The 22806-nt window shown below is 53.7% G+C and carries 15 protein-coding genes; 8 read left to right on the top strand and 7 right to left on the bottom strand.

All coding sequences use genetic code 11. The features are described 5' to 3' along the window. Nucleotides 1-27: 27 nt before the first annotated feature. Nucleotides 28-1113 (bottom strand): 3-phosphoserine/phosphohydroxythreonine transaminase, encoded by a 1086-nt coding sequence (gene serC / locus LQK91_RS09245; RefSeq protein ID WP_003849345.1) that lies wholly within the window; start codon nt 1111-1113, stop codon nt 28-30. A gap of 313 nt (nt 1114-1426) precedes the next feature. Between serC and ycaO the strand changes: the two genes are divergently transcribed. The 4 genes from ycaO (at nt 1427) to pflA (ending at nt 7679) form a co-directional block, all read left to right on the top strand. After that, on the top strand, nt 1427-3190 hold the full coding sequence (gene ycaO, locus LQK91_RS09240; protein WP_105099346.1) for a 30S ribosomal protein S12 methylthiotransferase accessory factor YcaO: 1764 nt from the start codon (nt 1427-1429) through the stop codon (nt 3188-3190). 369 nt (nt 3191-3559) lie between these two features. After that, the gene (gene focA, locus LQK91_RS09235; protein ID WP_003849342.1) at nt 3560-4420 is read left to right on the top strand and encodes a formate transporter FocA; all 861 of its coding nucleotides are present in this window, start codon (nt 3560-3562) and stop codon (nt 4418-4420) included. Between the two features lie 70 nt (nt 4421-4490). Beyond that, nucleotides 4491-6773, top strand: a complete 2283-nt coding sequence (gene pflB, locus LQK91_RS09230; protein ID WP_105099347.1) for a formate C-acetyltransferase — start codon at nt 4491-4493, stop codon at nt 6771-6773. Nucleotides 6774-6938: 165 nt separating this feature from the next. Next, complete coding sequence (gene pflA, locus LQK91_RS09225) at nt 6939-7679, top strand: pyruvate formate lyase 1-activating protein (RefSeq protein WP_008925842.1); 741 nt, start codon at nt 6939-6941, stop codon at nt 7677-7679. 51 nt (nt 7680-7730) lie between these two features. On the opposite strand, the gene LQK91_RS09220 is transcribed toward pflA, so the two are convergent. The 6 genes from LQK91_RS09220 to lrp all read right to left on the bottom strand — a co-directional run bounded on the left by LQK91_RS09220 (nt 7731) and on the right by lrp (nt 16879). Beyond that, complete coding sequence (locus LQK91_RS09220) at nt 7731-8882, bottom strand: MFS transporter (protein ID WP_003849339.1); 1152 nt, start codon at nt 8880-8882, stop codon at nt 7731-7733. A gap of 318 nt (nt 8883-9200) precedes the next feature. Next, nucleotides 9201-10493 (bottom strand): serine--tRNA ligase, encoded by a 1293-nt coding sequence (serS, locus tag LQK91_RS09215; protein WP_008925841.1) that lies wholly within the window; start codon nt 10491-10493, stop codon nt 9201-9203. A 92-nt stretch (nt 10494-10585) separates the two neighbouring features. After that, on the bottom strand, nt 10586-11929 hold the full coding sequence (locus LQK91_RS09210; protein ID WP_105099348.1) for a replication-associated recombination protein A: 1344 nt from the start codon (nt 11927-11929) through the stop codon (nt 10586-10588). A 7-nt stretch (nt 11930-11936) separates the two neighbouring features. Further along, on the bottom strand, nt 11937-12548 hold the full coding sequence (gene lolA / locus LQK91_RS09205; protein WP_003849334.1) for an outer membrane lipoprotein chaperone LolA: 612 nt from the start codon (nt 12546-12548) through the stop codon (nt 11937-11939). Between the two features lie 178 nt (nt 12549-12726). Continuing rightward, complete coding sequence (locus tag LQK91_RS09200; RefSeq protein ID WP_105099349.1) at nt 12727-16266, bottom strand: DNA translocase FtsK 4TM domain-containing protein; 3540 nt, start codon at nt 16264-16266, stop codon at nt 12727-12729. Nucleotides 16267-16384: 118 nt separating this feature from the next. Next, nucleotides 16385-16879, bottom strand: coding sequence for a leucine-responsive transcriptional regulator Lrp (lrp, locus tag LQK91_RS09195; protein ID WP_006118610.1), 495 nt, complete (start codon nt 16877-16879; stop codon nt 16385-16387). A gap of 520 nt (nt 16880-17399) precedes the next feature. On the opposite strand from lrp, the gene trxB reads away from it, so the two are divergent. The 4 genes from trxB (at nt 17400) to aat (ending at nt 22737) form a co-directional block, all read left to right on the top strand. Then, a complete protein-coding gene (gene trxB / locus LQK91_RS09190; protein ID WP_003849329.1) occupies nt 17400-18368 on the top strand; it encodes a thioredoxin-disulfide reductase in 969 nt (322 codons plus the stop codon). Nucleotides 18369-18511: 143 nt separating this feature from the next. Next, nucleotides 18512-20281, top strand: coding sequence for a heme ABC transporter permease/ATP-binding protein CydD (cydD, locus tag LQK91_RS09185; RefSeq protein WP_105099350.1), 1770 nt, complete (start codon nt 18512-18514; stop codon nt 20279-20281). Continuing rightward, nucleotides 20281-22011, top strand: coding sequence for a heme ABC transporter ATP-binding protein/permease CydC (gene cydC / locus LQK91_RS09180; protein ID WP_078804220.1), 1731 nt, complete (start codon nt 20281-20283; stop codon nt 22009-22011). Before cydD ends, cydC begins: the two co-directional genes overlap by 1 nt. A 33-nt stretch (nt 22012-22044) precedes the next feature. Continuing rightward, the gene (gene aat, locus LQK91_RS09175; protein ID WP_003849322.1) at nt 22045-22737 is read left to right on the top strand and encodes a leucyl/phenylalanyl-tRNA--protein transferase; all 693 of its coding nucleotides are present in this window, start codon (nt 22045-22047) and stop codon (nt 22735-22737) included. Nucleotides 22738-22806: the final 69 nt, after the last annotated feature.

Here is a 22806-nt window from a genome sequence, read left to right as displayed (position 1 = left end):
TCAGCATTAGTGCTGATATTTTAATAATCAGCCGTGGCGACGTTCAAAATCGACCATGAAATCGGTCAGCGCTTTCACACCTTCCAGCGGCATCGCATTATAGATAGAGGCGCGCATACCGCCTACTACACGATGTCCTTTAAGCGCATGCAATCCCGCCTTAAATGACTCTTCCAGGAACAGCGCATCCAGTGACGCATCCGCCAGCTGGAAAGGAATGTTCATGCGTGAACGGTTTTCTGTCGCCACATCATTACGGTAAAAACCACTGTGATCGATAACGCCATAAAGCAGGTCAGATTTTGCCTGATTAATACGATCAATTTCAGCGACACCGCCCTTCTCTTTCAGCCATTTAAATACCAGCCCCGACAGATACCATGCAAACGTCGGTGGGGTGTTAAACATCGAATCGTTATCGGCCAGTACTTTGTAATCGAGGATTGAAGGCACTGAGGCATGCGCCTGGCCCAGCAGATCTTCACGCACAACCACCAGCGTTAATCCGGCCGGGCCTACATTTTTCTGCGCACCCGCATAAATCACGCCATAACGACTCACATCGATCGGACGAGACAGAATGGTAGAGGAGAAATCAGCAACAACGGTTTTACTGCCGAAGTCAGGCTGTTCATCAATGGCGATGCCATCAATGGTTTCATTCGGGCAAAAATGCAGGTAAGCGGATGCCTCACTTACCGCCCATTCGCTCATCGGCAGGATAGCGCGTTTACCGTCGCGGGTTGTTTTGACATCCAGCGTGCGTGGGGAACAATACTTTTCCGCTTCTTTTATTGCGCTATGCGCCCAGTAGCCGCCATCAACATAGTCAGCAGTTGTCGCCTGACCCAGCAGATTACCGGGTACAGCAGCAAACTGCGCGCGTGCGCCGCCATGACAGAATAAAACTTTGTAATTGGCCGGTATTTTTAGCAGATCACGGAAGTCCTGCTCTGCTTCTTCAGCTACCTGAATAAACTCTTTACTGCGGTGACTGATCTCCATTACAGAGGTACCCAGACCGCGCCAGTTCGTCAGTTCCTGTTCTGCACGACGAAGGACTTCAACCGGTAGCATCGCCGGGCCAGAGCTAAAATTATAAACTTGCGTCATTTCCCCTCACCACTGTCATATCGAACGGTTATGAATAACCATTCGGTTTTATCACTGCATACTGATAGCTGCAATCATAAATCAGGGCGCGGTCACATTTTCTGAATATGCCTCGCCGGAGGTTATGTTACCAATGCAAACCAGCGCGGAATTTTGTGAGGCTTCATCCAGCACCATTAATCCACGTTTGGCCTGAGAGCCGATGTGATAAAAACTAAGCCCGTAAAAATGTCCCGCCCTGATAGCGGTCTGTAAGCAAAATCCGTATCATTGCGCGCTTTACGCACCCCATGACAACAGAGAGAGCGGCACTATGACGCAAACATTTATCCCGGGCAAAGATGCCGCACTGGAAGACTCCATTGCGCGTTTCCAGAACAAGCTGCAGGATCTCGGCTTTAACATTGAAGAAGCTTCCTGGCTGAATCCTGTTCCCCATGTCTGGTCAGTGCATATCCGCGACCGCGATTGCCCGCTCTGCTTTACCAACGGCAAGGGCGCCAGTAAAAAAGCTGCGCTGGCCTCTGCACTGGGCGAATATTTTGAGCGTCTCTCAACTAACTACTTTTTTGCTGACTTCTGGCTGGGCAAAAAGATCGCGAACGGCGACTTTGTTCACTATCCCAATGAAAAATGGTTCGCGTTACCTGAGGATGATTCCTTACCTGAAGGCATTCTGGATGCGCGCCTGAACGCGTTTTACGATCCCGACAATGCTCTGACGGCTTCCGGCCTGATTGATCTGCAGTCTGGCAATGCTGAGCGCGGTATCTGCGCCCTGCCGTTTACCCGCCAGTCGGATCAGCAAACTGTTTACATCCCGATGAATATCATCGGCAACCTCTATGTCTCAAATGGCATGTCCGCAGGTAACACCGCGAATGAAGCACGTGTTCAGGGCCTGTCCGAAGTGTTTGAGCGCTACATCAAGAACCGCATCATCGCGGAAGCAATCAGCCTGCCTGCGATTCCTGATGAGGTGATGCAGCGTTATCCGGAGGTGATCGAAGCGATTGCCCGCCTTGAAGCGGAAGGTTTCCCGATTTTCGCTTATGACGCCTCGCTGGGCGGTAAATATCCGGTGATTTGTGTGGTGCTGTTTAACCCGATCAACGGAACCTGTTTTGCCTCCTTTGGTGCCCATCCCGATTTTGGTGTGGCACTGGAACGAACTGTCACGGAGCTGCTGCAGGGCCGAAGCCTGAAAGATCTTGATGTGTTCACGCCACCGACTTTTGATGATGAAGAAGTCGCTGAACATGCCAATCTGGAGACCCATTTCATTGATTCAAGCGGTCTGATCTCATGGGATCTGTTTAAAGAAACAGCGGACTATCCCTTTGTTGACTGGTCATTTGCAGGCAGCACCGAGCAGGAATTCTCCACACTGATGGCCATCTTTGCCTCGGAAGATCAGGAAGTCTATATTGCTGACTACGAGCATCTGGGTGTCTATGCCTGCCGCATCATCGTACCGGGGATGTCTGATATCTACCCTGCCGAAGATCTCTTCCTGGCGAATAACAGCATGGGCGCTGGCATTCGTGAAACCCTGCTGGCCCTGCCTGAAAGCAACTGGAATCCGGAAGAGTATCTGGATCTGATTGGACAGCTTGATGATGAAGGTTTTGACGACTTCACTCGCGTTCGCGAACTGCTGGGTCTGGCAACCGGTAAAGACAACGGCTGGTACACACTGCGTGTTGGCGAATTAAAAGCGATGCTGGCGCTGGCGGGTGGCGATCTGGATCAGGCACTGATATGGACAGAGTGGACAATGGAGTTTAACAGCTCCATCTTTACGCCAGAGCGGGCTAACTACTATCGTTGTCTGCAGACTCTGCTGTTACTGGCAATGGAAGATGAGCGTGATCCGCTGCAGTATCATCACGCCTTCCTGCGTATGTACGGTGAAAGCGCGATGGAAGCAGCCTCAGCCGCCATCAGTGGTGAACATCCATTTAACGGTCTGCAGGCCGTTGATGATGAACTGCAGGCATTCCCGGCTCATCAGTCCCTGCTTGCTGCTTACGAAAAACTGCAGGCGGCTAAGCGTCTCTACTGGAAAAATGCGTAAGTTATAACGCGACTGACCCAAAAAGAGGATTAACATGGCACCGGAGTTTTCTGGTGCCATAATTTTCTGCCTTCCTTGTGGAACATTAGCTGTATTAAAATACATTCAATTACATCAAATCATTTTAATTAACATATCAGCCATTAATTATTCATCAGGCAGGCCCTTCAAAAAGGTAAGTCGTTTTAAATTAAAAAAATTTTGCATTTTTAAAATTTATTTAACCAAATAATTTCAAACAGTTAGAGATTTATTTGGCTTTTCCTCTGCGATTTACAGGCTGCCACGTCGGCAAACATGATCCATATCAATTCCTGACCTATACTCCTTTGTTAGTATTTTTCCAGACAACTTCTGGAGTAAGTTAGTGTGAAAACTGACAACCCTTTTAATCTTTTATTACCAGCCGCAATGGCGAAAGTGGCCGAAGACGCCGGTATCTATAAAGCAACCAAACATCCCTTCACCACCTTCTTTCTGGCGATAAACGCTGGCGTATTTATCTCCATCGCATTCGTTTTTTATATTACAGCGACCACCGGCAGCGGCACGATGCCCTATGGCATAGCCAAACTGATTGGCGGTGTCTGTTTCTCACTCGGCCTGATGCTGGTCGTCGTGTGTGGCGCTGACCTCTTTACTTCTACTGTCTTAATCGTCGTCGCCAAAGCCAGTGGCCGCATCAGCTGGGGACAGCTGGCCCGCAACTGGATTAACGTTTACGCCGGTAACCTTGCAGGTGCCCTCTTCTTTGTCGCCCTGATGTGGTTTGCCGGACAGCATATGGTCGCGAATGGCGCCTGGGGATTGAATGTCCTGGAAACCGCCGATCACAAAATGCATCACACATTCATCGAAGCGGTTTGTCTGGGTACGCTGGCGAATTTGCTGGTCTGCCTCGCCGTCTGGATGAGTTACTCCGGCCGTACCCTGACCGATAAGCTGGTGGTAATGATTTTGCCTGTTGGCATGTTTGTCGCCAGCGGTTTCGAGCACAGCATCGCCAATATGTTTCTGATTCCTTATGCCATTGTCATTCGCGACTTCGCGGCACCTGAATTCTGGCAGGCTGCTGGCACCACGGCGGCACAGTTTCACTCGCTTACCGTGAGCAACTTTATTCTCGACAACCTGATTCCTGTGACCATTGGCAACATCATTGGCGGCGGCATTCTGGTTGGGTTGACCTACTGGGTTATCTATCTCCGTAAAGGTGACCAGGTCCATTAAACACATTTTGACGGCACAGGACGTTGACTGTGCCCGACCGTAAAGTCTCTTCATATAAGGCAGGTATATTATGACCGAACTTAATGCAAAACTGGCTTCAGCATGGGAAGGATTTGCTGAAGGCGAATGGCAGAATAGCGTCAATGTGCGCGACTTCATTCAGAAAAACTACACCCCTTATGAAGGTGATGAGTCGTTCCTGGCGGGCGCAACTGAAGCGACCACTAAACTGTGGGAAAGCGTGCTGGAAGGCATCAAAATTGAAAACCGCACCCACGCGCCAGTTGACTTCGACACCGACCTCGCCTCAACGATTACCTCGCACGACGCAGGCTACATCAATAAGTCGCTGGAAAAAATCGTTGGTCTGCAGACTGAGGCACCATTAAAACGCGCGCTGATTCCTTTTGGCGGCATCAAAATGGTCGAAGGTTCATGCAAAGTCTATGGCCGTGAACTCGATCCTTCACTGAAAAAAATCTTCACCGAATACCGTAAAACGCATAATCAGGGCGTGTTCGACGTTTACACCCCGGACATCATGCGCTGCCGTAAATCAGGTATCCTGACCGGTTTACCCGATGCCTATGGACGTGGCCGCATCATCGGTGACTATCGTCGCGTGGCTCTCTACGGCATCGATTTCCTGATGGCGGATAAATTCTCCCAGTTCGCCTCTCTGCAGAACGATTTAGAGAATGGCGTGAATCTGGAAGCGACCATTCGTCTGCGTGAAGAGATCTCGGATCAGCATCGTGCGCTGGCGCAGATTAAAGAGATGGCCGCAAAATATGGCCACGACATTTCGGGCCCGGCAACCAATGCCGTTGAAGCCGTACAGTGGACTTATTACGGCTACCTTGCTGCCGTTAAATCACAAAACGGTGCTGCCATGTCCTTTGGCCGCGTCTCAACCTTCCTGGATGTTTACATCGAGCGTGACCTTAAAGCCGGTAAACTGACTGAAGAACAGGCACAGGAACTGATTGACCATCTGGTCATGAAACTGCGTATGGTTCGCTTCCTGCGTACTCCTGAATATGATGAGCTGTTCTCAGGTGACCCAATCTGGGCAACCGAATCACTGGCAGGTATGGGCGTTGATGGCCGTACTCTGGTTTCAAAAAGTACCTTCCGCTTCCTGAATACCCTGTACACCATGGGTCCTTCACCTGAGCCGAACATGACCATTCTGTGGTCAGAAAAACTGCCAATTAATTTCAAAAAATATGCCGCTAAAGTCTCAATCGACACCTCATCTCTGCAGTATGAGAACGATGACCTGATGCGTCCTGATTTCGACAATGATGACTATGCCATCGCCTGCTGCGTCAGCCCGATGATTGTCGGCAAACAAATGCAGTTCTTTGGTGCACGTGCCAACCTGGCGAAAACCCTGCTCTACGCAATCAACGGCGGCGTGGATGAAAAACTGAAAATGCAGGTTGGACCGAAAGGCGACAAAATCAACGATGATGTGCTGGACTTCGACACCGTCATGGAGCGTATGGATCACTTCATGGACTGGCTGGCAAAACAGTATGTGACTTCGCTGAACATCATTCACTACATGCATGATAAGTACAGCTACGAAGCCGCGCTGATGGCCCTGCATGACCGTGACGTCTATCGCACCATGGCGTGTGGTATCGCTGGTCTCTCCGTTGCTGCGGATTCACTGTCTGCGATTAAATATGCCAAAGTGAAACCGATTCGTGATGAAGATGGTCTGGCGATCGACTTCGACATCGAAGGTGAATATCCTCAGTTCGGTAACAACGACTCCCGCGTTGATGACCTGGCCTGCGATCTGGTTGAACGCTTCATGAAGAAAATTCAGCAGCTGACCACCTATCGTAATGCCGTGCCGACACAGTCTGTTCTGACCATCACCTCAAACGTGGTGTATGGTAAGAAAACCGGTAACACACCGGATGGACGTCGTGCTGGTGCACCGTTTGGACCCGGTGCTAACCCAATGCATGGCCGTGACCAGAAAGGTGCGGTGGCTTCACTGACTTCCGTCGCGAAACTGCCGTTTGCCTATGCGAAAGATGGCATCTCTTATACCTTCTCAATCGTGCCAAACGCGCTGGGTAAAGATGATAATGTGCGTAAAACTAACCTTGCCGGTCTGATGGATGGTTACTTCCATCATGAAGCGAGCATCGAAGGCGGTCAGCACCTTAACGTCAATGTCATGAACCGTGAAATGCTGCTGGACGCGATGGAGCATCCAGAGAAGTATCCGCAGCTGACCATCCGCGTTTCCGGTTATGCTGTGCGCTTTAACTCACTGACCAAAGAGCAGCAGCAGGATGTGATTACCCGTACCTTCACACAGTCACTGTAATCACGGCTCAACGCGATATAAAAAGGCTCCTCGCGGAGCCTTTTCCTTAAAAGTCTGTTTTGTTGGTCATCTTTATCAAGGTTCCCACCAGAATCGATTTCCTGCCCTGAGCGCAACAGAGATTGCGCCGTCTGTCCCGGCAGACTCACTGGAGAACACATCGCAATGTCAGTTAACGGTCGTATCCACTCATTTGAATCCTGCGGCACCGTCGATGGTCCCGGCATCCGTTTTATCACCTTCTTTCAGGGCTGCCTGATGCGCTGCCTCTACTGCCACAACCGCGACACCTGGGATACCCACGGCGGCAAAGAGATCAGCGTTGAAGCGCTGATGGCGGATGTGCTTTCCTATCGCCATTTTATGAACGCCTCTGGCGGCGGTGTTACGGCCTCTGGTGGTGAAGCGATTCTTCAGGCTGAATTTGTGCGCGACTGGTTTCGCGCCTGTAAAGCGGAAGGCATTCATACCTGTCTCGACACGAACGGTTTCGTACGCCGCTATGATCCGGTGATCGATGAACTGCTTGATGTTACTGACTTAGTGATGCTCGACCTGAAACAGATGAATGACGATGTGCATCAGATTCTGGTGGGGGTCTCTAATCACCGTACCCTGGACTTTGCCCGTTATCTGCAGAAAAAAGGCAAGAGAACCTGGATCCGTTTCGTTGTCGTACCGGGCTATTCCGATGACGATGACACCGCGCATCGCCTGGGCGAATTCACCCGTGATATGCAGAACGTTGAGAAGATTGAATTGCTGCCCTATCACGAACTGGGTAAGCATAAATGGATTGCGATGGGTGAAGAGTACAAGCTGGATGGCGTAAAGCCGCCGGGTAAAGAGACGATGGAGCGCGTGAAAAACATTCTCGCCAGTTACGGCCACGAAGTGATGTACTAACAATCGGCCACAAAAAAGGGAGCTTAATGCTCCCTTTTGGCCAAATGGCGATCAGGCATGTGCCACTGGCGTAGCCTGATGATTCGTTTTGCGCAGCAGCATAACCAGATAAATCAGCGCCACAGCCGCGATCATCACGAACAATAGCTGGTCAGAATAATTCTGCATCAGAACAGAGGTCATTGCCGGTCCAGCCAGACTGCCTACGGTATAACTCATCAGCAACGCCTGGTTCATTGCAACCAGCTCATGGTGGGCGACCGTCTCACAAGCCCAGGACATCGCCACCGGATAGAGTGTGAAGCCTGCCAGGCCCAGCACAAACAGCGCAGGCGCCATCGCGGCATTGGTCAACATGGCCATCGCGCCCAGGATAACGACAAAAACCTGAACCCGTAGCACCAGCATGCGACCAAAACGATCGGCCAGGCGGCCAACGGGCCACTGCCCCACAATACCTGCGCTGACCAGCAACGCCATCCAGTAACCGACATTTGCGTCACTCATTCCCTGATGTGACAGGTAAAGCGGCATCAGGCCATAAAGCGAGCCCAGAAGGATGCCAGAGATGATGCAGCCATTAATACCCAGGCGGGAACTACGACGACGCAGCATCGGCCAGATGCGGGCCGGAGCCGCCTCTGTCGCTTCACCATTACTGGAAACGCGGGTAAAGACCAGCGGCAGCACGGCGCAGAAGACCAGCGAGGTTACCCACGGGATCACGCTGAGTAATTCCGTAGAGAGTTTGCTGACCAGTAACTGGCCGGTCACAGTACCGATGTAATAGACAACCATGTAGGCCGCCAGCAGTTGTCCGCGATTACGCACCGTGCCGCTGCACAGAAGTGCGCTCTCAACCACCACCCACATCAGCGCACAGCCGACACCCGCGATGAATCGCATTGAACTCCAGGCCCAGAAGCCCGACATCATCGCCAGGCACAGGGTCGCGACGGCAAACATCACGGTAGCCAGGTAATAGCTGCGATTGAAGCCGTACTGTCTGATTAACCAGCCAGCCAGCAGCGTGCCTGCGAGATTACCGGTGTAATAAGAAGAACTTACTATACCCACCTGCCAGGTTGTCAGTAAGTCATGCGTCAGCCACAGTGGAACGAGCGTATTCAGCACGGCAATTGCGACAGTCATTAACATCAGGCCGCAAAGCAGCAGTATCACGGGGCGTGACCAGGTTGACATAGGGGATAGAAACCAAAGCAAATGAAGGAAATTGCGCGCAGTTTGCCATTAGCTTTTTTAAAGTCAATGGAAGGAATTTAACGGCAGCACATTTTGCTGCCCGACAATTTAATTTACTAATCTTCAGTGGGTTACAATCGTCTTAAGCGACATAGGGCTAAATGCTATCTCTATGAAAAATTAGGTTTTTAAGCACTCCAGCACATCTGTTATCGATAACGTTTATTTGTGATTAAATCAGCGAGATATAAATCCTATTTTTCAGATGCAGGACATAAAAAAACCCGGCCATGGCCGGGTCTTCAGATACCTGATTGCTTAGCCGATAATTTCGACGCCCTTCATGTAAGGGCGTAAAACTTCCGGTACGGCGATACGACCATCTTCCTGCTGATAGTTTTCCAGCACTGCCACCAGGGTACGGCCGACGGCCAGACCTGAACCATTCAGGGTATGAACCAGACGCGGCTTCTTATCCTGTTTGTTACGGCAACGCGCCTGCATACGACGCGCCTGGAAATCACCCATGTTGGAACAGGATGAAATCTCGCGGTAGGTGTTCTGCGCCGGTAACCAGACTTCCAGATCGTAGGTTTTAGTCGCTCCGAAGCCCATATCGCCGGTACAGAGTAAAACCTTGCGGTATGGCAGGTTCAGCAGTTGCAGAACTTTTTCAGCGTGGCCGGTCAGCTCTTCAAGCGCCTCCATAGACTGTTCCGGGGTAACGATCTGCACCATCTCAACTTTGTCGAACTGGTGCATACGGATCAGACCGCGTGTGTCACGACCGTAAGAACCCGCTTCGGAACGGAAGCACGGTGTATGTGCGGTGAGTTTAACCGGCAGGGTATCCTCTTCGAGGATCTCGTCACGCACCAGGTTGGTCAGCGGCACTTCCGCGGTAGGAATCAGTGCATAGTTGCTGCTGTCTGACTCCTCTTCCAGCGGACGGGTGTGGAACAGGTCTTCGCCAAACTTAGGCAACTGTCCGGTACCGTAAAGGGTTGCGTGGTTAACCAGGTAAGGCACGGAGGTTTCAAGGTAGCCATGCTGCTCAGTGTGCAGGTCAATCATAAACTGACTCAGTGCACGGTGCAGGCGGGCAATCTGCCCCTGCATGACAACAAAGCGCGAACCGGTCAGTTTCACGGCAGCCGCAAAATCCAGGCCTTTAGCCGCTTCACCCAGCTCAACGTGATCTTTAACCTGGAAACTGAACTCGCGCGGCGTACCCCAGCGGCTCACTTCCTGGTTTTCGCTGTCATCTTTGCCCAGCGGCACTTCGTCTGCCGGAATGTTCGGCATTGCCAGCGCGAAGTCACGAATTTGATTCTGCAGTTCGTCCAGTTCTGCTTTAGCGGCATCCAGGCGTTCGCCCAGCGCATTCACTTCCTGGCGCAGCGGCTCGATGTCTTCCCCACGTGCTTTGGCCTGACCGATGGATTTGGATCGGGAGTTACGCTCTGCCTGCAAATTTTCTGTTTCCACCTGCAGTACTTTGCGACGCTCTTCAAGCGAACGCAACGTTTCCACATCCAGTTTGTATCCCCGGCGTGCCAGTTTTTCTGCGACTGCGTCTGGCTCGTTACGCAGCAGATTGGGATCGAGCATGCTTATCCTGTGTATAAAAAGTTGGTTGAAAGAAGGGACGCATTCCTGTGGAATGCGTTGAAAACATTGCCCACATTACCGTAAGGTCTGTTTCAGCGGTAGCGTTTTGTCGGGCTATTTTGATCCTGCTCAGCCAGCCAGCTTAGCTTTTCACCAATCTTACCCTCAAGCCCGCGCTGGGTTGGCGTGTAATAGCGCGTGCTGGCCATTTCCCTGGGAAAATAGACTTCACCGGCAGCATAGGCGTTGGTTTCATCATGAGCATAACGGTACTCTTTGCCCAGCCCCATCTCTTTCATCAGCTTAGTCGGCGCGTTGCGCAGATGTTCCGGCACATCGTAATCAGGATTATCACGCGCATCACGCATCGCGGCTTTAAAGGCGTTATAGACCGCGTTACTTTTCGGCGCACAGGCCAGATAAACAATGGCCTGAGCGATGGCGCGCTCCCCTTCTGCCGGACCCACGCGCGTGAAGCAATCCCAGGCTGCAATCGCCACCTGCATACCGCGTGGATCGGCATTGCCGACATCTTCGGAGGCGATAGCCAGCAGCCGGCGAGCCACATAGAGCGGATCGCCGCCTGCGGTGATGATGCGCGCATACCAGTAGAGCGCTGCATCTGGCGCGGAGCCGCGAACCGATTTGTGCAGCGCCGAAATCAGATCGTAAAAACGATCGCCTTTGTTATCAAAACGCGCGGATCGCTCACCCGAGACTTCGTTAAGCAACTGAGGCGTCAGTTCACGCTGACCTGAGGCGGTGGTTTCGGCCATATCTGCCATCATTTCCAGCGTATTCAATGCCCGGCGTGCATCACCATTAACCAGTTCAGCAATCATCCTGCGGGTATTATCCGGCAGCACGATGTCACTCTCGCCATAACCTCGCGCTTTATCCTGCATCGCCTGATCCAGCACCTGCTCAATATCTTCGAGCGTCAGTGATTTCAGCAGGTAAACGCGGGCGCGTGACAGCAATGCGGAGTTAAGTTCGAAAGAGGGATTTTCGGTGGTGGCACCAATAAAGGTGATGGTGCCATCTTCAATATGGGGCAGAAAAGCATCCTGCTGGCTCTTGTTGAACCGATGGACCTCGTCCACAAACAGAATAGTGCGCCGTCCGGCATGTTTGTTCTGTCGGGCACGCTCAATCGCTTCACGGATCTCTTTTACGCCGGAGGTCACTGCAGAGATACGCTCCACATCGGCATTACCGTAATGCGCGATGATCTCAGCCAGCGTGGTTTTGCCGGTCCCGGGCGGTCCCCATAAGATCATTGAATGCAGATGCCCGGCTTCAATCGCACGCGGCAGCGGTTTACCCGCGCCCAGCAGATGCTGCTGACCAATGTACTGTTTCAACGTTTCTGGCCGCATACGTGCGGCCAGAGGTTTGAAATTCTCGGTGGAAAAATCCAGGGACAGGTTACTCACCGTGACCTCACTGACGTTGGTCGTCCACCGTCACGCCTTTTGGCGGTGTGAACGTGAATTTATCCGGGCTGATCGCGCCATTCTGCTGGCTTTTCAGCTGGTAATCGCTGCGCTGACCATCCTGCTCAATCGCGCTGAAGCGGTTAATGGTGCCGCTGGACGTCACCTGAATAGTGAACTGTTTCAGGTTGCCGTCGCTGTTTTTCGGCGTCAGTTCGAAATTGTCACCCTGCTGTTTGATGTTGTATTGCTTCCAGTCGTTTGACTGGTTACGGGCAATCAGCATAAACGGCGTGTTGCTGGTGGCATTCTGCAGCAGGCTGACAGTAGCCTGTTCAACAAACGGGTTGTAGAACCAAAGCGATTTGCCGTCGGAGATGATGATACTTTCGTCCGGTGCGGTCATGTGCCAGTTAAACAGGCTGGGACGTTTAACCCACAACTCGCCTTCGCCGTCCTGCACATTGGCGCCGCTGCTGTCGGTCACTTTTTGCGTGAAGCTGGCGTGGAAGCTGCTGACCTTATTCAGGCGCTGCTGCAGATCACTGGAAGCATCAGCCAATACGCTGGCTGAAGAAAAGGTGGCCAACAGGCCCAGAGCGATTACGCGTAATTTCATCTGCTTCAATTCCTTATTTAAACGTTCCCATCGATAACTGCATTAAGCCTGGTCGCCGTTCCGCCATCAGAACAGAAGAAAAAACCGAAAGCTGATTCAGATATGGGGCTTAACCGTATAAAAAACAATGAGCCAGTCGGAACTGGCTCAGTGAGTAGTGTTTCAAAACATTTAACTGCTACATGTCGTGTGGGGGCGGAGACAGGACTTCACGGTTACCATTGTGGCCTGGTGCAGAGACAATGCCCTGCGCTTCCATCTGCTCAATGATACGTGCCGCACGGTTATAACCAATGCGGAACTGACGCTGAACGCCTGAAATCGATGCTCGACGTTTATCAACCACAAAGCCGACTGCCTGGTCGAACAGCGGATCGAGCTCTTCATCACTGTCGATGCCACCGGCACTTTCGCTCTCTTCGCCCGCGGTAATGCTGTCGATATATTGCGGACGTCCACGCGCTTTCCAGTCCTGAACCACGGCATGCACTTCCTGGTCACGAACAAAGGCACCGTGCACACGAATAGGCAGGGAGGAGTTTGGCGGCATATAGAGCATGTCACCCATCCCCAGCAGTGACTCCGCGCCGCCCTGATCGAGAATGGTACGTGAGTCAATCTTGCTCGACACGGTAAAGGCGATACGCGTCGGGATGTTCGCTTTGATCAGGCCAGTAATCACATCCACGGATGGGCGCTGTGTTGCCAGCACCAGGTGGATACCTGCGGCTCGGGCTTTCTGTGCCAGACGCGCAATCAACTCTTCAACTTTTTTACCCACTGCCATGATCAGGTCGGCAAACTCATCGACCATTACCACGATGTAAGGCAGTTTTTCCAGGACCGGCGGCGTCATATCCATACTGTCGCCCGGCTTCCAGAACGGATCGGGAATCGGACGGCCCATCGCTTCAGCCTGTTCCACTTTCTCGTTGTAACCTGCCAGATTACGCACGCCCAGCGCCGACATCAGCTTATAGCGACGCTCCATTTCGCCAACACTCCAGCGCAGCGCATTGGCGGCATCTTTCATGTCTGTGACGACTTCGGTCAGCAGGTGTGGGATGCCTTCGTAGACCGACAGCTCCAGCATTTTCGGGTCGATCATGATGAAGCGAACTTCTTCCGGCGTCGCCTTATAAAGCATGCTGATAATCATGGCGTTCACACCCACAGATTTACCGGAACCGGTGGTACCGGCTACCAGTAAGTGCGGCATTTTCGCCAGATCGGCGACGACAGGCTGACCCGCAATATCTTTACCCAGCACAACAGCCAGCGGTGACGGATTGTCGCGGAATTTAGGGCAATCCAGTACTTCACGCAGATAGACTGTCTGACGATGCTTGTTAGGCAGTTCCAGACCCACGTAAGGCTTGCCTGGAATCACTTCCACCACACGAACCGCAACCGTGGACAGCGAACGTGCTAAATCACGCGACAGGTTTGAAATACGCGCCGCTTTCACGCCAGGTGCCAGGTCGAGTTCAAAACGGGTAATAACCGGGCCAGGCGAGATGCCAACCACTTCCGCTTTCACACGATAATCACCCAGGCGAGACTCAACCAGACGGGCGGTCTGCTCCAGCGAAAACATGTCCACCGGCTCTTCTTCTTCAGGTGGCGCAGTCAGCAGATCCAGTGAAGGCAGTGGTGTAGACGGTTTCTCCAGAGGCTGTTCATGGCGCATCAGGAACGGATGAATCAGGCTGTCATGCAGCGAAGGTTTCGCTTCTTCAACCGGCAGAGCCGGCACGGCGGCTGGCGAACCATAAGCGGGAGCAGAATAAGCCGGAGCCTGAGAAGCCACTGGCGCACCATAAGCGGGCGCAGAGGGTGCTGCAGGCGCTGCATACACAGGCTCAGACGAGGCTGCTGGCGTACTGTAATCTGATTCTGCCGGGATAAAGCGGTCAGGTGCAGGAACCTGAGCCGGAGCCTGAGGTTGTGAAACCTCACTCACCTGCTGCCACGGTTCGTGTGAAACCGCAGGAGCTTCCGGTTCTGGCGTCGCGGCAATCGTAAACAGCGGTTCAGACGGGCCGTCATCCACCAGATCTTTCATCGGTGAAAAATCAAACGCAGAGGCGGTATCAATATTAAATACCGGCTCTTTTTTCACTTCAGGTTCATAGCGCTGTTGCTGCTGCTCGGCGAACTGACGTGCCAGTGCATCCTGATGCTGAGCATCCTGCTCATCTTCCTCGTCCTGCTGCCAGCTGGTGCCATAACGCTGCTGCTGTTCAGACTGGAAGGCCTGACGCAGTTCAGCCTGCTGCAGCGCCTCTTCAGCATCAGGTGCAGCAGAAACTGATCCAGCCGGGGCCGTTTCGCTCTCTTCCGTTTTTGCTTTCTCTTCAGCCATGCGCTGAGAAGGCAATTTAATGCCATAAGAGGCCAGCTCACGACGGGTTGGCAGTTTTACCGGGTTAGGACGCGGTAGCGCCGGTCCGATGCCCTGCTTAACCTGCGGGTTGGGATTGGTTTCAGGGGCTAAATCGAAAACAGGGGCAGTACGCGTGGTCGCCTGGGCCGCAGTGGCAGCGACGGCGGCCGCAGCTGCAGGAGCCGCAGGCATTGCTGGTGTGTCGCGCCAGTTCCCCATTTTAGGTTCATCGTCGTCGTAAGCACTGAACGACGGCGCAGCCGGGGCCTCGTCCGGCATTTCAAAGTGATAAAGCGGTGGTGAGGTCGCAGGTGCAGAAGCACTCTGCGCCGGAGTCGGAGCCGTTGCTGCACCATAGGATGCTGGCGCGCTCTGCACGGCCGCAGGCGCGGGTTGTGCCGTCGGCGATGCTGGCATAGCTGCAGGCGCAGATGCCGCCGCAGAAGACGCTGCAACAGCGGCAGGCGTTACCGGAGCGGCCGGCGCGAGCGTCACCTCTGCGGCTTCCGCCGTTGCCGCTACCGCCGCGCTGGTTGCTGCTGCCGCTTTAGCCAGCAGAGGATCCGGCTGTGACGCCGCAGGCTGGGCGGCTGCACGTGGAGCAGAAAGCAGCACATCTTCATCTTCATCCTGATCGGCAGCATGCAGTTCAGGCACATCCGCGTATTCATGCGCGTCCTGCTCGTCATCCTCTTCCTGCCAGGGTTCATCGTGACGTGAACGGTTGCTGGCAAACGTCAGCACACCCATCACCACGCCACCAATTCTTTCTGCGATGGTGAGCCATGACCAGCCGGTGTAAAGGGTAATGCCCGCCGCCCAGACGCAAAGCAGCATAAGCGTGCCACCCGCTGGACTGAACCAGGGGGCAATCGCATTACTCACCAGGCTACCAATCACGCCGCCTGAGGCGAAGTACCAGATATCATCGGCATTTAGCGCCGCCATACCACAGGTCGTCACCACCAGTGCCAGGACGCCAATTAAGCGCAGCCCGACAGCAAAGTAGTCAAAGTAGTCCTGGCTGTCGCGCTGACGGAAAGCAATCCAGCACAGACCCAGGATGACGGGCGGAATGGCGTACGCCATCACACCAAAGATGAAGAGTAAGGTGTCAGCCAGCCAGGCACCGACGCTGCCGCCGATATTGTGGATAGGTTCATGCCAGGCCGTTTGCGACCAGCTCGGGTCGGAAGGGTTAAAACTGACTAAAGAAACCATCAGGTAGATGGCAAACAACGCCACCAGAATAAGCAACGCTTCCAGCAGACGACGTCCACTGCTCAGCGATTGTAACGAAACGTCTTTATCTTCTGTATATTCCTGGCTCAAGAGGACTCTCCAGGTGCCTGTAAAGTAAGAAGCAACAGCGCCGGGCGAGCCCGACGCTGATCCTGTATGAATTCACAGGAGTGTACCGAAATCTAACAGGTTTTGCACCTGCCCCGCATCAGCGGGTTTTGATCACCAGTCGATTGCTCTGTTTGACCTCTTCCATCACCACGTAAGTTCGCGTGTCGTTTACGCCGGGCAGGCGCAACAGGGTTTCACCCAGCAACTTACGGTAGGCAGACATATCAGGTACGCGCGTTTTCAGCAGGTAGTCGAAATCGCCGGAAACGAGGTGACACTCTTGAGTTTCCTCAAGTTTTTGCACAGCGGCGTTAAATTGCTCAAACACATCCGGCGCACCACGATTCAGAGTAATCTCAACGAATACCAGTAGCGATGCATCAAGGTAGTGCGGGTTCAACTGCGCGGTATAGCCAAGAATAAATCCCTGACGTTCAAGACGACGCACGCGTTCAAGACATGGCGTAGGCGATAAGCCTACGCGTTTGGAAAGCTCTACGTTTGAAATGCGACCATCTTTCTGAAGTTCATTCAGAATGTTCCTGTCAATTCTGTCGAGATCTTTTCCGGGGCGTTTCTTATTGTCTACCATTATTATTGTCTCTCTTAATTCCTTCCCTTTACCTGCCACGCCCTGAAAACGCTCATTGTTCGGGGCATTTCTGAAGTGAGCTAACAGAGCCTGTGTTCTGAAATCTATCGACATGACGCATATTGTCTGTCCACATCATGCGTCATTATCCATATCAGGCTGCTTTTATTCGGCGTTAAGTGCAAAACAGGCGAGGAAAACCTGTTTTGTTCCGATAAATGTTATTCGCTTCTGATAATGTTTTCGCAAAAGCGCAGGCGATTGTCAAAGTAAAATCACCAAATTCAGGACAAGATGCCAGACAGTTAGCTGGGTATCTGTTTTTAAATGAGTATTTTTGCACTTTTGCACCCATTCAGCCCGAGTTTTGCCCCCTTTTGGCGCATTCGCCAGGCAAAACTGCCGTTCATCGTCTACGCCATTTGCAGCTATCGTTAACAAAATTGGCTAAGCCTTGTCATTGTCGCCGGATATTCCCTACAATCGCAGGCTATGTCAGCCGAATGAAACTGAGGAACGCATGAGTACGGCCAAACACAGTAAGTTACTCATTCTGGGCTCTGGCCCAGCGGGTTATACCGCAGCCGTTTATGCTGCACGCGCCAACCTGAACCCCGTATTGATCACGGGTCTGGAAAAAGGCGGACAGCTGACCACGACCACTGAAGTGGAAAACTGGCCGGGCGACCCGCACGATCTGACAGGTCCATCGCTGATGGAGCGCATGCACGAGCATGCCGAAAAATTCAATACTGAGATCATTTTTGATCACATCCACACGGTGGATCTGCAGAATCGTCCGTTCCGCCTCACTGGCGATAGCGGCGAATACACAGCAGATGCGCTTATCATCGCAACGGGTGCGTCGGCACGTTATCTGGGCCTGCCATCTGAAGAGGCGTTCAAAGGCAAAGGCGTTTCTGCCTGCGCAACCTGTGACGGCTTTTTCTATCGCAATCAGAAAGTCGCGGTGATTGGCGGTGGCAACACGGCCGTTGAAGAAGCACTTTATCTGGCTAACATTGCGGCTGAAGTGCACCTGATTCACCGTCGTGACAGCTTCCGCGCTGAGAAGATCCTGATTGACCGCCTGATGGAAAAAGTGCGTAACGGCAATATCGTGCTGCACACTCATCGCACGCTTGAAGAAGTGGTAGGCGATCAGATGGGCGTGACAGGTCTGACGCTGCGTTCTACCCAGAACAGTGATGAGACGGAAGCACTGGAAGTGGCGGGTCTGTTTGTTGCTATCGGGCACAGCCCGAATACGGCCATCTTTGAAGGTCAGCTGGCGCTGGAGAACGGGTACATTAAAGTTCAGTCCGGTTTACACGGCAACGCCACCCAGACCAGCATCCCTGGCGTTTTTGCAGCAGGTGATGTGATGGACCATATCTATCGTCAGGCGATTACCTCTGCGGGCACTGGCTGCATGGCTGCGTTAGACGCCGAGCGTTTTCTTGACGGGTTAGTTAAAAACGATCAGTAAGTTGTTAACCCTCTGATCTCAAATGTTCCAGGCGACGGTTTTTCCGTCGCCTTTTTTATTGCTCTCATGCTAGATTCTTGCGCCTGAAGAGATGGAAATGTCTTTCCATTTTCCCCCATCATCGACATTTATCATGGTCTCGCATGGACAAATCGCGGCAGCAGCATCTTACCCGCTGGCTTCGTCAGCAACGTCGTTTCGCCGGTCGCTGGTTGCGACTCAACACGCTGCTCGGCACGGCGAGTGCACTGCTGATCATTGTCCAGGCCGGTTTACTGGCCTCGCTGCTTCAGGCACTGATTATTGATCAACAGCCGCGCGAAACGCTGTCGGTCAGCATCCTGCTATTACTGCTCTGCTTTGTGCTCCGTGCCCTGATTAACTATGCCCGCGAACTGACCGGTTACCGTGCCGGGCAGGCTATCCGCCAGGCTTTACGACAGCAGGTTCTTGACCGGTTATCTGATCTCGGCCCGGCGTGGATTCAGGGAAGGCCAGCCGGTAGCTGGGCAACGCTGTTGCTGGAACAGATCGAAGAGATGCAGGAGTATTACGCCCGTTATCTGCCGCAGATGACACTGGCAGTCGTGATCCCCTGCTGCATTCTGCTGACCATTTTCCCGTTGAACTGGACGGCAGGTCTGATTCTTTTTGCCACCGCGCCGTTGATACCGCTGTTTATGGCGCTGGCTGGAATGGGTGCTGCCGAGGCCAACCGCCGAAACTTTCTGGTACTGGCTCGCCTGAGCGGGAATTTTCTGGACCGCCTGCGCGGCAGAGAGACGCTGCGACTGTTTCATCGTGGTGAAGCAGAACAGCAGGCCGTTGCCGCCGCCACCACCGATTTTCGCCAGCGCACCATGGAAGTGCTGCGCCTCGCCTTTCTCTCCTCCGCCGTACTGGAGTTTTTTGCCTCGTTAGCGATTGCCGTGGTGGCCGTCTATTTTGGTTTCTCCTATCTGGGCGAATTGCATTTCGGTGCGTATGGCCAGGGCGTGACGCTGTTTGCCGGCTTCCTGGTGCTGATCCTCGCTCCGGAGTTTTTCAAGCCACTGCGCGATCTCGGTGCGTTCTATCACGCCAAAGCGCAGGCGGTGGGCGGTGCCGATGCGCTTGAAGCCTTTATGCAGGCGACGCCCGACGCCGCCCCGCAGAGAGGCCAGCGCCCTTTCACTACCGATCGCGCAATCGCGCTAAGCGCTGACGATCTCTGTGTCTGCGCACCTGATGGCCAGGTGCTGTGTGGCCCTCTAACTTTTACCATTGCTGCGGGTGAGCAGATTGCGCTGGTCGGTCAAAGCGGGGCGGGTAAAACGGCACTGATGAACGCTCTGCTCGGGTTTCTGCCCTATCAGGGCTCGCTGAAAGTCAATAGCGTCGAACTGCGCGATATACGCCGGAGCGACTGGCATCAGCAACTGAGTTGGGTAGGACAGAATCCTCAATTACCGGCCAGCACATTGCGCGACAACATCCTGATGAATGCCGCCTGGGACAGCGAGCGCTTTGCAGCACTGCTGGAAGCGTGCGGCATCAATGAGTTCCTGCCGCGTCTGCCCTTAGGCATTGAGACCCCGCCTGGCGATGGCGGTCATCAGCTGTCGGTGGGCCAGGCGCAACGGGTCGCGGTTGCACGTGCACTCTATAAAACCTCACATTTTTTGCTGCTTGATGAACCGGCAGCCAGCCTGGATGCACTCAGCGAACGCCATGTGATGCTGGCGCTGAACGAGGCGGCAGATCGGCAGACCACACTGATGATTACTCATCAGATCGATACGCTAAGCCGCTGGCAGACCCTCTGGGTGATGGAAGCGGGTAAGCTGGTCCAGCAGGGTAACTGGCAGCAGCTGTCACAACAGCCAGGTGCCTTTAGCGAGATGCTGAAGCATCGCCAACAGGAGATCCGCTGATGTCCGCCTTGCGTCCTTTTCTTCGTCTCTGGCTGCGCCACCCTTTTCGCCTGACGCTGGGCATCGTGCTGGCGATTGTTACCCTGCTGGCCAGCATTGGCCTGCTGACGCTCTCTGGCTGGTTTCTGGCCGCCTCCTCAGTGGCCGGTGTCGCGGGTCTCTATACCTTTAACTACATGCTGCCTGCGGCGGGCGTCCGTGGCGCAGCCATCATTCGCACCGCCGCACGCTATGCTGAACGGCTGGTCAGCCACGATGCAACGTTCAGGGTGCTTCAGCACCTGCGTGTCCACACGTTCAGCCGCCTGATGGCCCTTTCCCCTGGCCAGCTCTCGCGATTCCGGCAGGCGGACCTGCTCAACCGCTTTGTGGCTGATGTCGATACGCTGGATCATCTCTATCTGCGCGTCATCTCGCCACTGCTTGGCGCTTTTATCGTGAGTGTCGTGGTGACCTTCGGGATGAGTTTTATCAATTTTCATCTGGCACTGACGCTGGGCGGCATCATGTTGAGTACGCTGGTACTGATGCCAGCCCTGTTTTATCGTCTGGGATCGCCGGCAGGTGTTGCCATTGCCCAGGGTCGTGCCCACTGGCGCTTACAACTGATGCAGTGGCTGGCGGCCCAGGCTGAACTGACATTGTACGGTGCCTCGCAGGGATGGCGACAGCAGCTCGATGAAGATGAACAGCGCTGGCAGCAGGCACAAAGTCAACAACAACGCTTACAGGCCGCCGCACAGTGTCTGCTGCTGCTGATCAGCGGTGTAACGGTCACACTGCTGCTCTGGCTGAGTGCCGCCACCATCAGCGAACAGCAGTTACCCGGTTCGCTGATTGCGCTGGTAGTGTTTTGCGCCCTGGCCGCCTTTGAAGCGCTGGCACCGGTAGCAGGCGCCTTCCTGCCTATGTCACAGGTGATAAACGCCGCTCAGAGAGTCAATGACATTATCGACCAGTCTCCTGCGATCACTTTCCCGGCACATTCCGAGGCCCGACCGGGACCTCTTTCGATCGGGATCGATCAGCTCGACTTCAGCTATCCCGACCGTCCGGATAAGGTGCTAAACCGTTGTACTCTCTCGGTAGCAGCCGGTGAGCATATTGCGCTGCTGGGGCCGACCGGCTGCGGAAAATCAACATTGCTGGCGCTGTTAACCCGTGGCTGGGAGAGCCAGCACGGCGTTATCCGTTTAAATGATCGGCCCATTCGCGAATGGTCAGAACCCGCGTTGCGCCAGCGCATCAGCGTGGTAACGCAGCGGGTTCACCTCTTCAGCCAGAGCCTGCGCGATAATTTACTGCTGGCTTGCCCTGATGCCAGTGATGAGCAGTTAACTCGCGCACTCAACGACGTCGGCCTGCAGCGCCTGCTTGAAAATCAGGAAGGCCTGAACGCCTGGATGGGGGAAGGCGGTCGCCCGCTGTCAGGCGGCGAACTGCGCCGGCTGGCGCTGGCGCGCGCATTATTACACGATGGCGATCTCTGGCTGCTGGATGAACCTACTGAAGGGCTGGATGCCACTACCGAGCAGCATATTCTGACGCTGCTCCAGCAGTTGACCGCCGGGAAGACGATGATCATGGTCACGCATCGTCTCAGCGGCCTGGAGCTGATGGATCGCATCTGCGTAATGGATAATGGTGCCATTGTTGAACAGGGTAGCCATGCGGAATTAATCTCAAAAGCGGGCCGCTACTGGCGTTTCCGGCAGCGGATTGCGTTATAGTCATAGCGAAATGCTGATGAGTAACGCAACGCGATGAGACTGGTACAACTGTCACGGGAATCTCTGCAATTTCCCCCACCTGAAATGGCACTTCGTGAGCCAAATGGCTTACTGGCTATGGGTGGGGATCTCTCCCCTGCCCGGCTGCTAAATGCTTATCAGTGCGGCATTTTTCCATGGTTTTCCCCCGGCGATCCCATCCTCTGGTGGTCACCCGATCCCCGAGCAGTCCTGTTGCCCGAGCAGTTTCACCTGAGTCGTAGCATGAAACGCTTTCACAGCCGTTCACCTTATCGGGTAACGATGAACGAGTCATTCGACGAGGTGATCGAGGGCTGCGCTACCGGTCGCGAAGAAGGCACCTGGATTACTTTTGAAATGAAGCGCGCCTGGTTGCGATTGTATGAGCTGGGCCATGCCCACTCCATTGAAGTGTGGGATGAACATCAGCTGGTGGGTGGCATGTACGGGCTGGCGATGGGGCAAATCTTCTGCGGCGAATCGATGTTCAGCCGTCAGCAGAATGCCTCTAAAACCGCACTTTGGGTATTTTGTCAGCATTTTATCCGACATCAGGGCCGTCTGGTGGATTGCCAGGTGCTTAATCCCCACACCGCGTCATTAGGCGCGCAGGAAATCCCGCGCGCTGATTATCTGCAATATGTACAAAGCCTTGCCAGTCAGCCGGTCAGCGATGGATGCTGGCAGACACAAACGCTTTTTTAGTGCTACTGAGATGTTTTGCACACATAAAGGCGCATAAGTGGTATAATAGTCGAGTTTGGTATGTCGTCC

This window comes from Pantoea sp. MHSD4, from assembly GCF_021043305.1.
GTDB classification, from domain to species: Bacteria; Pseudomonadota; Gammaproteobacteria; order Enterobacterales; family Enterobacteriaceae; genus Pantoea; species Pantoea eucalypti.
This window is presented reverse-complemented; position numbering and strand designations above follow the sequence as displayed.